This is a genomic window from Bacillus sp. FSL K6-1338 (assembly GCF_038006965.1).
Classification (GTDB): Bacteria; Bacillota; Bacilli; order Bacillales; family Bacillaceae_G; genus Bacillus_A; species Bacillus_A thuringiensis_S.
On the sequence record NZ_JBBOWI010000001.1, the window covers coordinates 3,973,282 to 3,986,199 of the forward strand.

Consider the following 12,918-nt stretch of genomic DNA (forward strand, 5'->3'; position numbering starts at 1 on the left):
ACAATGTTTCATCGTATTGAAGAAGCTCTAGAAGATTTAAAACAAGGTAAAGTCGTTATCGTATGTGATGATGAAAACCGAGAAAATGAAGGCGACTTTATTGCTTTAGCAGAGTACATTACACCGGAAACAATTAATTTTATGATTACACATGGTCGTGGTCTCGTTTGTGTACCGATTACGGAAGGATACGCAGAACGTCTACAATTAGAACCAATGGTATCTCATAATACAGATTCACATCATACTGCGTTTACAGTGAGCATTGACCATGTTTCTACAACAACAGGGATTAGCGCTCACGAACGTGCAACTACGATACAAGAATTGTTAAATCCCGCATCAAAAGGCACTGATTTCAATCGACCTGGACATATCTTTCCATTAATTGCGAAAGAAGGCGGTGTCCTGCGTCGTGCAGGTCATACAGAAGCTGCTGTTGATTTAGCAAAGCTATGCGGTGCCGAACCAGCTGGAGTTATTTGCGAGATTATAAATGAGGACGGCACGATGGCACGTGTACCTGATTTAATAGAATGCGCAAAACAATTTGATATAAAAATGATTACAATAGAAGATTTAATTGCTTACCGCCGCCATCATGAAACACTTGTGACGAGAGAGGTGGAAATTACATTACCTACAGATTTCGGTACTTTCCACGCAATTGGCTATTCTAACTCATTAGATACGAAAGAACATATCGCACTTGTAAAAGGTGATATTTCAATAGGTGAACCGGTACTTGTGCGTGTTCATTCTGAATGCTTAACAGGAGATGTATTCGGTTCACATCGCTGCGATTGCGGACCACAACTCCATGCAGCACTTGCTCAAATTGAGCGTGAAGGAAAAGGTGTTCTTCTTTATATGAGACAAGAAGGAAGAGGCATTGGGCTTCTTAATAAGCTTCGTGCTTATAAATTACAAGAAGAAGGATTCGATACTGTAGAAGCAAATGAAAAACTCGGCTTCCCTGCTGATCTTCGTGATTACGGTATCGGTGCACAAATATTAAAAGATTTAGGTTTACAAAGTTTACGATTATTAACGAATAACCCAAGAAAAATTGCTGGCTTACAAGGTTACGATTTAGAAGTAGTCGAGCGTGTACCGTTGCAAATGCCAGCAAAAGAAGAGAATAAATCGTATTTACAAACGAAAGTAAACAAATTAGGACACTTACTAAACTTATAATTAAAGGAGAGATTTATTATGGTATTCGAAGGTCATTTGGTTGGTACAGGATTAAAAGTTGGAGTTGTTGTTGGACGTTTTAATGAATTTATTACAAGTAAGTTACTTGGCGGCGCTTTAGACGGATTAAAGCGTCACGGTGTAGAAGAAAATGATATTGATGTTGCTTGGGTTCCTGGTGCATTTGAAATTCCTTTAATCGCTAAAAAGATGGCTAGTAGCGGAAAGTATGATGCTGTTATTACATTAGGTACTGTAATCCGAGGTGCTACAACTCACTACGATTACGTTTGTAATGAAGTAGCAAAAGGTGTTGCGTCTTTATCACTACAAATGGACATCCCAGTTATTTTCGGCGTATTAACGACAGAAACAATTGAACAAGCGATTGAACGCGCAGGTACGAAAGCTGGTAATAAAGGATATGAATCAGCTGTTGCTGCAATTGAAATGGCTCACTTATCAAAACAATGGGCATAAAAAAAGAGGCGGCGGCCTCTTTTTATTTTTTCACCTTTTTTTGTACATCTTTTATTAATTCATTCATCGTTTTTCCTTCTGTTTTTATATGAAGAGCTTGTGCTGTTCTCCATACATTCTCTCTTTTTTTCGCTTCTTCTATAATAGTAATTTCTTTTCTAACTTCCTTTAAATCTTTTCCTTCCGTTTTCAATCCAAAATGTTCAGCTTTCGTTCGAAAGTGTTGTTCGATTCTTTGTTGCATCTCTTTTTGTTCAGGATTTTCAGCAGCCTTAACTGGATCAGAACTTATTGCTTTTATTAAAATTAAACAAGTCATAATCGCTAATATGTATTTGTACATGTAAAATCCTCCAACCCAATATAAATTACATATTTACTATGTACAACTAGGGCTTGGAAAATTCGTCCACAAAAATTCTTTTTTTCGCTCAAAAACCAATAATACCAAGCGTTCACAACTATTTATTACATTTTATTTACAAAAAAAGCAAACCCTTTTACAAGTTTGCTTTTTCATCTATCTTATAATGCACATTCTTCAATCTCAAATCCTAAATCTGCAATCATACCCCAGTCCGCAGTCGGCTCTTGTCCAGCTGTCGTTAAGTAGTCCCCGACAAAAATAGAATTTGCTGCAAATAAACCGATTGGCTGTACAGAACGTAAATTGATTTCACGTCCTCCTGAAATACGAATTTCTTTTGTTGGGTTTACAAAACGCATCATTGCCAGTACTTTTAAACATTCTACTGGCGTTAACTCTTTTTGCCCTTCAAGAGGTGTCCCCTTTACAGCAACAAGGAAATTACAAGGGATAGAATCTGCATCTATACGTTGTAATTCAAATGCAATTTCAGCACGCTCTTCAATTGTTTCTCCCATGCCAAAAATCGCTCCAGAGCATGGTGAAATACCAGCTTGTTTCGCTTTTTGAACTGTATCAACACGATCATCATACGTATGCGTTGAACAAATACTATCGTAATTATTTGCATGTGTATTTAAGTTGTGGTTATAACGATGCACGCCTGCTTCCGCTAAACGTCCTGCTTGATCTTCATTTAAGAAACCTAAACAACAACAAATCTTCAAGTCTGTCGTTTCACGAATTTCCTTAACTGCTCCAATTACGTGATTTACCTCTTTATCCGTCGGACGACGACCAGACGCTACAATACAATATGTACCTGCTTTACGGCGTATTGCTTCATGTGCCCCTTCTACAATTTTCTCCTGCGTTAACCATGCATATTTATCAATTGGTGCTTCTGAAATAATAGACTGTGAGCAATATCCACAATCTTCAGGACATAATCCAGATTTCGTATTAATAATCATATTCAATTTTACTTTCTTACCAAAGTGATGATGGCGAATAATGTAAGCTGCATTCATAATTTCTAAAACTTCTGTATCATCAGCTTCTAATATCGCTATTGCATCTTCTTTCGTAATCATCTTTTCTTCCACTACGTCGTATGCAAGTTTTTTCCAATCCCTTTTTGTTTGTACTTGTTTCATTTCATCTCTTCCCCTCTTTTGTTATATGCATAAATAAAGCATGATACGTTGCCATTATCCCTTCATTTCCCGTGAAGTCTCTTTCGTATATGCGCAGCATCGCACGAAAGAGTGAGGGACTTTGACAATATGATCCTTCATTGCTATTAGTTGCTCCTACTTTTCGAATAGAATGCAAAAACTCCTTAACTTCTGTAAAACTCTCTATGTAACATGTTTCAGAAACATGCACATCCCCTGTTTCTATCTTACATATATGAAGCAACTGATCTTTTGAATAAAAACGTTGACCAATCGATGTTTCATTTTTTATATTTCTTTCTTCTTTCGCACGTTGGAACGAAGCATGCAATTCTTGAAATGTTTCATGTCCAAACGTTGAAAAGAGTAATATGCCATCTATAGACAAATGTTGAAATAAATTTCTTAACACTTGTTGTAAATTATTTAACCATTGAAATGTAGCATTTGAAATAATGACATCATATGATTCTTCTAATCGTAATCGCTCAATATCTTCACAGTGAAACGTTACATTTTTTACATTTTGTCTAGTTTGCGCAATCGCAATCATACTTTCAGCAAAATCAACTGCTGTAATATGTGCTTTCGGAAATAACTTTGATAATTGTTCTGTTACATACCCCGTCCCGCATCCCAGTTCTAAAATACGTATTGATGCCGTTTCACTATATCGTTCCTTTAAGATTGAAAGTAATGAATGTGCCATCTTTTTTTGTACATTTGCATATCGATCGTAAGATACGGCTGCCCCATTAAACCGTTTTTGTAGTAACGTTTTGTTGATCATGTCGTATCCCCTCTACAAATTGAATTATCTCATTTGCACAATATTCAAAATTCGTTACACATAATGCATGCCCTGCTTCACTTACTACTTTCAGCTCGCTGCTGCTATTCTCCGTCATACTACGTGCCGCAGACAATGGGCATATTACATCCTGTTCTCCGTGAATAAGTAGTATAGGTACTTTAATTTCTTTTAGTTCTTCTCTCATATCTGTTTCTATTAAATAATCTAAACCTAGTTGTAAAGACTGAATAGAATCACCTTTAAAACGGTCTACAATGTCTTCAAAGTTTTTATTCTCTTTTAGCTCATCTTTCGTAAACATATTTTCATAAAACCGCTTGAGCGTATCTTCTTTCCTTCTCGCCAAATTTCTTTTCAGCCGTTCTACATGCAAAGCATTCCATCCGTTACTGTAATCGCTCGTACTTGTAAATTTAGCAGTACCACCAATTAATACGATGCCTTTTGCCTTAATCTTTTTATAAGCTTCAACTGCTGCTAACGCTCCTAGTGACCATCCAACTAAAATTACGTTGTCATTATGCGCTACATCTATAATTCGTTCCGCAAATTCACTTCGTTCTTTCACATTACGCCAATCTATGCATTGAACAGGATATCCTTTAAAATACGGAATTACTAAATCCCAAATATTCTCTTCCATTCCCCATCCGGGAATAAAAATAATCTTTAGCTCGTTCATACGAAAATCTCCTCTTCTTTCGCAATGTGAATAATTCGATCAATAGCCCATTTTAAATCAGCTATTGTATGTTGCGATGTAACTGCAAAGCGAATTCGAGAACTATGAACCGGCACAGTTGGCGGACGAATTGCAATAGCCGCAATCCCTGCCTCTTGCAACCTTTTACTAAACCGTAAAGCATGTTCATTTGAACCGACTACAATCGGTACAATATGAGTTGAACTATTCCCAATATCAAAACCAGCATCCCTTAATTTAGTTCTGAAGTATTCTCCATTTGCTATAAGGTTCTCTCTTCTTTCGTTATCTTCTTTTACAATTTCAATTGCTTTTTGCACCGCTCCTAACGTACTTGGTGGTAAAGCTGTAGTAAAAATAAAGCTTCTCATCATATTTTGTAAATACTCTATATAAATTTCATCACCTGTCAAATACGCACCATAACACCCTAAAGCCTTGCTAAACGTCCCCATATGTATATCAATTTTTTGAGAAAGATTTTTTTCTATGTGAGATAATCCAGCTCCGCCGATTCCATATATTCCACTCGCATGTGCTTCATCGACTATAATGATTGCTCCGTATTTCTCTTTCAGTTGTACTAAATCTCTCAAATACGCAGTATCACCATCCATACTAAAAACGGTATCTGTTACGATTAATTTCCTCTTTTCAGGCGAAGCCATTTTCAAAAGCTTCTCTAAATGATCCAAATCATTATGACGATACCTTTTATGCTCTGCCCCGCTTAATATGATTCCATCAACAATACTTGCGTGATTTAACTTATCACTAAAAACAATATCGTGCCGAGAGGCTAAAGAAGATATGGCACCTATATTTGCCGTATACCCACTATTTACAATTAAAGCTCTTTCAGTACCTTTCCAGTCACATATGCTTCTCTCAACCTCTTCATATAATGGATGATTTCCTACAACGAGACGAGAGGCAGTCGCTCCAGTTCCATATCTTTTTGTACAGGCAATAGCAGCTTCTTTTAACCTTTCATCTCCAGCTAACCCTAAATAATTATTTGACGCTAAATTTAACATCCTTTTTTTATCTCGAATAAGCCAAGTCTCTTCTGCCTGCTCTGTTACATATAAATTTCGATACTGCCCTTGCTTATGTAATTGTTGTAATTTAGATTGAAGGTGCGCCCGCCACGTTTGATTCATTTTGGATAAACTCCTCTAATTTTGAAATCATAATATATTCTTTTGCAGATTCCAATACTTCTTCTTTCGTAAACTCACCTTCAAAGAATGGTAATAATCCTAAAACTGGTACCCCGCTCAACTCTTCAATCATCTCTTTATTTTCTTGCACTCTTTCCATTTCACATTCTTTGCAACCTGATAAAATGACACCCGCTACGGTTAAGCCATGCGCCTTTGCGTAAGCAATCGTTAACACTGTATGATTTACTGTTCCTAATGTAGGACGAGCTACTACAATAAGAGGCAACTGTAATTCTTTTGCAAAATCAATTACTAAAGCATCTTCTGTATATGGGACAGCAAGCCCACCTGCTCCTTCTACAAATAAGCTATTAAACTCTTTTAATAGTTCATTATAGTAATCAGTAATTTCTTTTAACTTTACTACTCTTCCAGCTCTTTTCATGGCAAGTCTCGGAGCAAGTGGTTCTTCAATAGAATAAGGGCAAATTTCATTTTCTTGTGTCGGTACACCTGATAATACTTTTAACCTTGCCGCATCTCCCTCAGGGTTTGATGCAACATGCCCACTTTGCAACGGTTTATATACCCCTACGTTATATCCTAATTCTCTAAATACACCTGCTATAGCACCTGCAACTACTGTTTTTCCAACTTCAGTATCAGTTGCTGTTATGAAAAAACCACTCATTATTCTCCCTCCGTAACATCCGAGATTGCCTTATATAAGATGCGTAACATATCATCAATCTCTTCAAAAGTAGAAGCAAGTGGCGGCATAAATACAATCGTGTTACCTAGCGGTCGTAAAATCATACCTAGCTCTCTTGAGCGTTTACATACTTGAACACCGACTCTTTCTGTCCAGTCAAAAGCTTCTTTCGTTTCCTTATTCTTCACAAGCTCGATACCAACCATTAATCCGCACTGACGAATATCACCTACATGTTTATACGCAAAGAGCTTTTCTAATTGCGCTGCCACATAATCCGTTTTACGTGCCACTTCTTCTATTAAATTTGTTTTTTCATATAGTTCTAGATTCGCGATTGCTACGGCACACCCTAACGGATTGCCTGTATAGCTATGTCCATGGAAAAATGTTTTTTGTTCTTCATATTCTCCTAAGAAGGCATTATATATTTCATCTGTCGTTACCGTAACTGCAATTGGTAAATATCCACCTGTTAAACCTTTCCCGGCAGTTAAAATGTCTGGCGTCACATTTTCATGTTCACAAGCAAACATTTTCCCTGTACGCCCAAATCCAGTCGCTACCTCATCTGTAATAAATAATACATTGTACTTAGTACATAAATCGCGCAGTCCTTTTAAATATCCTTTTGGCATTGTAATCATCCCGCCAGCACCTTGCATTAATGGCTCTACAATGATGGCAGCTACTTCTTCATGCTTTTCTTTCAACAATTCTTCCATTTCTTCTAAATGGCTTTTTACAATTTCCTCCTTATTATTTCCGTAAGGAGAACGATACGTATATGGATACGGCATTTTAATCGCATCAAATAAGAGCGAACTATACACTTGGTGAAACAAGTCTATTGCTCCTACCGAAACAGCTCCAATTGTATCACCGTGATATGCTTCTTTTAATGTAACGAATCTTTGTTTCTTTCGTTTCCCTTTATGCTGCCAATATTGGAAAGCCATCTTAATTGCAATTTCAACAGCGGTAGAACCTGAATCAGAATAGAATACCTTCTTCAATCCATCTGGTACAACCTCAATAATTTTTTCTGCTAATAAAATAGATGGAACGTTAGCAAGTCCTAACATAGTAGAATGAGCAATTTTATTTAATTGCTCACGAATTGCTTCATCTAATTCCGGTACTTGATGTCCGTGAACATTTAACCATATAGATGAAACACCATCCCAATATTCATTACCATTTACATCGTATAGCTTTCTTCCCTCTCCACGTTCAATAATGACAGGATCTTCTTCTAAATAATCTTTCATTTGTGTAAATGGGTGCCATACGTAAGCTTTATTTTTCTCTGCTAATTCTTCATATGTATAAGATGATTTTTCAATCGTTTTACTATTTATTGTCACAATTGTCACCCCTAATGTTAACTTATTTATAAATATAGTTAACATTAAATCTGAATGACTGTCAATTATTTTAAAATCAAATAGTTCTTAAAAAAGAACAACTTATCATACGATAAGTTGTTCTACTTTCCATGCTGTATCTTTCCAATTTCTAAAATAATTTCTTCATCTTTTTTCCCCTCTGTATCAATTCCAAGTTGCTTAGCGTGCTCAATTAATAAATCATGACGCTTCTCAAATCTAGCGGTATTTACTTCTTTCGTAACCTCTTCTTTTGTTTTCCCATCAGTAGAAACTCCTAGTTTTTCTGCTGCTTTTTCCATTGATTTCTTCTCTTCTATTTCTTTTACTTTCTTCACTTCTGACTGTTGTATTTGCTTTTGTTTCAACTGCTCTGATTCAGCCGCAAAAGCTGTGTAAATTCCAGCACTTCCTCCAATAACTAATAAAGTGGTAAAAAGAATTATTTTTTTCTTCACTCTTTCCTCCCCCTTTCAAATTCATTATAACGTACATTTTTACAGCGTTAAAAACAATTATCCTTTATTTCCCTAAAAAAACATTTAATATTTTTATTGACATGTAAGATGAAAATATGATAAAAATTTAACTAACATCATATGAATCGGCGTTGATAGGATTTAGTAGTATTTCGATTTCTGATTTCAGAGAGCTGGTGGTCGGTGCGAACCAGTACAGAGCGAATTATGAATTACCCCCTGGAGCTTCTTTTACGAAACGTGAGGAGTAGTGAAAGACGGTTATAGACCGTTATGTCTAAAGAGTGGTGAAACGACACTGTTTCACAATTTAGGGTGGTACCGCGAATTTTTCGTCCCTGCATATATTGCAGGGGCGTTTTTTATTTTATAAGCGCATATCATATGATCCTTTATTTTGTGATACATTCATTTCACAAGCTAGGGTGGTACCGCGATTTCTTCGTCCCTGCATAATTATATGCAGGGACGTTTTTTTATCCAATCATTTCCGTATCATATAGAAGAACAAACAATTACCGGTAATTCGTCACAAAATTCTAAATTTTAGAAGGAAATATACAATATTGGCGAATTTTATATAAAAAAGAGCTATTTCATATTACTTAGGAGGGGAAAACAATGGTTTCAAAAATTGAGTCTGTTCTTTTAACAATTTTTATCTTTTTCTGTATTGGTTTTAGTGTTATTCAATTAGAAGTTTCACCACACATCCCAATTTTATTTGGTATCGTTCTTTTATTAGCATTTGGATTCTTGAAGAAAATCTCTTGGTCTACTATGGAGAAAGGGATGATTAGTAGTATTTCAGCTGGTATTCCATCTATATTTATTTTCTTACTTGTAGGCGTATTAATTAGCGTTTGGATCGCAGCTGGAACTATTCCTACTTTAATGGTATACGGCTTCCAACTTGTATCTCCAAAAATTTTCGTTCCAACTGTTTTTGTTGTTTGTGCAATTGTTGGAACGAGTATCGGTAGTGCTTTTACAACTGCTGCAACTGTAGGACTTGCTTTTATGGGAATGGGTACTGCCCTTGGATACGATCCAGCTCTTATTGCTGGTGCAATTATTTCTGGTGCATTCTTCGGAGATAAAATGTCTCCTTTATCTGATACAACAAACTTAGCGCCTGCTGTAACAGGTGTAGATTTATTTGAACATATTCGTAACATGCTTTGGACAACAGTGCCAGCTTTCATTATTGCATTTATCGCATTTTTCATTTTAGGAAGCGGATCTGGTGGAAACGTTGATTTCTCAGCATTTATTAACACACTAGAAAAAAATGCAACGATTTCTATCGTTACACTGATTCCTATTTTATTACTGTTCCTATTCGCATTTAAAAAGGTACCCGCAGTTCCAACATTACTTGCAGGAATTGTGGTAGGGATTATTATTCTCTTTATTTTTAAACCTAGCACTTCTTTAGCTGATTTAATAAAAATTATGCAAGACGGTTACGTTTCTAAAACTGGTATCAAAGACATTGACAGCTTATTATCTCGCGGTGGCCTGCAAAGTATGATGATGTCAATTGCTCTTATTTTCCTAGCTCTTTGTATGGGAGGATTATTACAAGGAATGGGTATTATAGCGCAGCTGATGAATATTATCTCTAGCTTCGTAAAAACTAGTACACGCTTAATTATTTCTACTGCTTCAACTGCAATTGGTGTAAACTTCTTACTTGGTGAGCAGTACTTATCCATCGTTTTAACAGGACAAGCATTCGCTAATAAATACGATGAAGTCGGTTTAGAACGTCGTAATTTATCACGAGTATTAGAAGATGCTGGTACAGTAATTAATCCACTCGTACCATGGGGTGTCAGTGGCGTATTCTTAACAAACGTTCTTAGCGTTCCAACATTCGATTACTTGCCATACGCAATCTTCTGTTTAGCGTGTCCAGTCGTAACCATTATCGTCGGCTTTACTGGATTCGGTCTTTCATGGAAAAAAGAAAAAGCAGTACCAGTTTCATAATATAACAAAAAGGATTACCAAATCGGTAATCCTTTTTATATTTCTCGACTATCTATTCGCTTTCTTTCTTCTAAATAACATAAGTAATCCCGCTCCAACAAACGCAAGACCAGCTCCAATTGTAGAAGCAATACTTGCACCTGTTTTCGGTAAATCACGTTCATCTTTTTCAGCTTCTTTATTTTCACTTACAGTTGTTGTTTCTTTTGTATTTTGATCATCTGTTGTAGTTTGTCCAGATCCAGTATTGTTTCCATCTTGCTTTGGTTCATTACCATTATTACCTTCTTCTGTTGGTGGTGTTGGGTTTTCTCCATTACCTGTTGGCGGTGTCGTCGGATTTTCTCCACCACCTGTTGGCGGTGTCGTTGGATTTTCTCCACCAGTTTCTTTATCATCATTCTTCTTCGTTATATCAATTGCATATTTAGCAAATTCATTTTCAGATGGTCCAACATATGAAATCTTTCCATCTTTCTTTATATACTCTTTTGCTTTTGGTGAAGAATCAAATGTTGTAATTAATTTATCTGCAACAATCGGTTTAAACGTCCAATTTTGATCTGCTGTCGGGTTAATAACTGGCGTTTCTTGCATATACTTTACAATAATTTGACGTGTTTCATCTTGCGATTGATATACAACTTCCCCTTTACTTACACCCGGGAACGTCTGGCTACTTCCACGATAATTATTTGTAGCGACGATGAACTCTTGATCATCAGCTACTAGTTTACCTTCATATGTCATATTTACAATACGATTCGTATTTGCATTTACAACTTTTCCATCTTTATCGTATTTCGGCGGTTGTGTTACATCAATTTCATATTTTAAACCATCTATAATATCAAAGTTATATGTAGGATATCCTGTATTCACCAATTGCTGTTCAATTTTTTCTTTTGGTTTAGGATCAATTTGATTAAACTGACCTGCAGACATTTCAAGCCATTCTTTCACTTGTGCCCCATTTACTTTTACAGCATATAACGTATTTGGATATACGTATAAATCTGCAACGTTTTTAATTGCTAACGTTCCAGCTGGAATATCAGTATAATATGCAGCACCGTTTCGGCCACCTGCTTTAAATGGTGCACCTGCAGATAAAACCGGAATATCTTTAATCTTTTCGTACTCTGGTTTTTTAAGTTCTTGTTCTACATACCATTTTTGCGCATTTGTCACAATTTGTACGGAAGGATCATCTTGTACTAATGAAAAATAACTATTAATTGGTGCTTTCGTTTCACCTACAGGTGTATTTACATATTCGATTGTCTTTTCATGTTCATCTTTAATTTCATTAACTAATTTTTGATCAGATTCTACTAACGGATTACCTTTACTATCAGCAATCTTACGAAGTGCTGGCTTAGATTGATTCTTTTTTTGTACTTCCCATTTTCCGTTTACCTTTTTCAATTGCATATCAATAATACCTAAGTTACTGCCAAAAACGCCAGGCATTACAACTGGAACACCATTAAATATATCCTGCACTTCAGTATGTGAATGTCCCATTAATACTGCATCTACGTCAGGAACCTCTGTTAAATAATACGACGCGTTTTCCATACCAACGTTGTATCCACTTTTATCAACACCGGAATGAGCTAGTGCAACGATAACATCTGCACCTTCTGCTTTCATTTTTGGTACCATTTTCTTCGCTGTTTCAACTATATCTTTCGCTTTAACTTGTCCTTCTAAATTCGCTTTATCCCAATTCATAATTTGTGGTGGAACAAATCCCATTACACCAATTTTCACTATTTGTTTTTGGCCTGCTTCATCCACTACTTCTTTCTCTAAAATATGATATGGTCTATCAAAGTAATGCTCGTCATTCTCATCATTACCATCATGGTCATCTATGTAGACATTCGAGTTAATAACCGGAATTTTTGTTTTACTAGTCACTTCCTTTAAATAATCTAAACCATAGTTAAATTCATGATTCCCAAGAGAGATGACGTCATACTTCATTAAATTCATTACACGATATAATGGATGGACATAGTTAGGATCAACAGGATTCTTCGGATCTTTATCTTTTATTTTATTCGCTACGTAATCCCCAAGCGGTGTCCCTTGTAATGCATCCCCATCATCAAATAGGACAGAGTTCTTCACTTCTTCACGTGCTTTATTAACGAGTGTTGCCGTTTGTACGAGACCTACTTTATTATCTGTTTTCGTTTGATAATAATCGTAATTCATTAAGTTAACGTGAATATCTGATGTTTCTAGAATTCGTAATTTAACTGTACTCTCCCCAGTGTTCTCATCTGCATGAGCTGTTGCTGGCATTACTTGCGGTGCTATAACACCAATCGCAAGAGTTGCTCCAGCTAGCATTTTTTTTGACTTTTTCACAAAAAATCCCCCTTATACAATTACCAGAAATAATGAAATGAATCCCTATCTGTCTCT

Annotated in this window: 12 protein-coding genes and 1 other annotated feature; of the genes, 3 read left to right on the plus strand and 9 right to left on the minus strand. The window is 36.1% G+C overall.

The features are described 5' to 3' along the window. Positions 1 to 3: 3 nt before the first annotated feature. A complete protein-coding gene (gene ribBA / locus NZ044_RS20265) occupies positions 4 to 1,197 on the plus strand; it encodes a bifunctional 3,4-dihydroxy-2-butanone 4-phosphate synthase/GTP cyclohydrolase II (protein WP_000469006.1) in 1,194 nt (397 codons plus the stop codon). 18 nt (positions 1,198 to 1,215) lie between these two features. Further along, positions 1,216 to 1,677, plus strand: a complete 462-nt coding sequence (gene ribH, locus NZ044_RS20270) for a 6,7-dimethyl-8-ribityllumazine synthase (RefSeq protein ID WP_000230895.1) — start codon at positions 1,216 to 1,218, stop codon at positions 1,675 to 1,677. 22 nt (positions 1,678 to 1,699) lie between these two features. On the opposite strand, the gene NZ044_RS20275 is transcribed toward ribH, so the two are convergent. The 8 genes from NZ044_RS20275 to NZ044_RS20310 form a co-directional block, all read right to left on the minus strand. Continuing rightward, complete coding sequence (locus NZ044_RS20275; protein WP_000280032.1) at positions 1,700 to 2,020, minus strand: hypothetical protein; 321 nt, start codon at positions 2,018 to 2,020, stop codon at positions 1,700 to 1,702. A 182-nt stretch (positions 2,021 to 2,202) separates the two neighbouring features. After that, positions 2,203 to 3,201, minus strand: a complete 999-nt coding sequence (gene bioB, locus NZ044_RS20280; protein ID WP_000815856.1) for a biotin synthase — start codon at positions 3,199 to 3,201, stop codon at positions 2,203 to 2,205. Between the two features lies 1 nt (position 3,202). Continuing rightward, complete coding sequence (gene bioC, locus NZ044_RS20285) at positions 3,203 to 4,012, minus strand: malonyl-ACP O-methyltransferase BioC (protein ID WP_000608912.1); 810 nt, start codon at positions 4,010 to 4,012, stop codon at positions 3,203 to 3,205. After that, positions 3,978 to 4,718, minus strand: a complete 741-nt coding sequence (locus NZ044_RS20290) for an alpha/beta fold hydrolase (protein ID WP_001004158.1) — start codon at positions 4,716 to 4,718, stop codon at positions 3,978 to 3,980. Before NZ044_RS20290 ends, bioC begins: the two co-directional genes overlap by 35 nt. Next, complete coding sequence (gene bioF / locus NZ044_RS20295) at positions 4,715 to 5,902, minus strand: 8-amino-7-oxononanoate synthase (protein WP_001077300.1); 1,188 nt, start codon at positions 5,900 to 5,902, stop codon at positions 4,715 to 4,717. The genes NZ044_RS20290 and bioF overlap by 4 nt, the downstream gene beginning before the upstream one ends. Then, positions 5,868 to 6,596 carry a dethiobiotin synthase gene (gene bioD / locus NZ044_RS20300; RefSeq protein WP_000012478.1) on the minus strand — a complete coding sequence of 243 codons (729 nt, stop codon included), beginning with the start codon at positions 6,594 to 6,596 and terminating at the stop codon, positions 5,868 to 5,870. Before bioD ends, bioF begins: the two co-directional genes overlap by 35 nt. After that, positions 6,596 to 8,029, minus strand: coding sequence for an adenosylmethionine--8-amino-7-oxononanoate transaminase (bioA, locus tag NZ044_RS20305; protein ID WP_044784459.1), 1,434 nt, complete (start codon positions 8,027 to 8,029; stop codon positions 6,596 to 6,598). Before bioA ends, bioD begins: the two co-directional genes overlap by 1 nt. 77 nt (positions 8,030 to 8,106) lie before the next feature. Beyond that, on the minus strand, positions 8,107 to 8,463 hold the full coding sequence (locus tag NZ044_RS20310; RefSeq protein WP_017763574.1) for a hypothetical protein: 357 nt from the start codon (positions 8,461 to 8,463) through the stop codon (positions 8,107 to 8,109). 143 nt (positions 8,464 to 8,606) lie between these two features. Next, positions 8,607 to 8,827 (plus strand) — a binding site (T-box leader). Positions 8,828 to 9,105: 278 nt separating this feature from the next. On the opposite strand from NZ044_RS20310, the gene nhaC reads away from it, so the two are divergent. Beyond that, a complete protein-coding gene (gene nhaC / locus NZ044_RS20315; RefSeq protein WP_000253730.1) occupies positions 9,106 to 10,479 on the plus strand; it encodes a Na+/H+ antiporter NhaC in 1,374 nt (457 codons plus the stop codon). Positions 10,480 to 10,527: 48 nt separating this feature from the next. Here nhaC and cpdB read toward each other — a convergent pair whose 3' ends face one another. After that, positions 10,528 to 12,861 (minus strand): bifunctional 2',3'-cyclic-nucleotide 2'-phosphodiesterase/3'-nucleotidase, encoded by a 2,334-nt coding sequence (gene cpdB, locus NZ044_RS20320; protein WP_017763575.1) that lies wholly within the window; start codon positions 12,859 to 12,861, stop codon positions 10,528 to 10,530. Positions 12,862 to 12,918 lie beyond the last annotated feature (57 nt).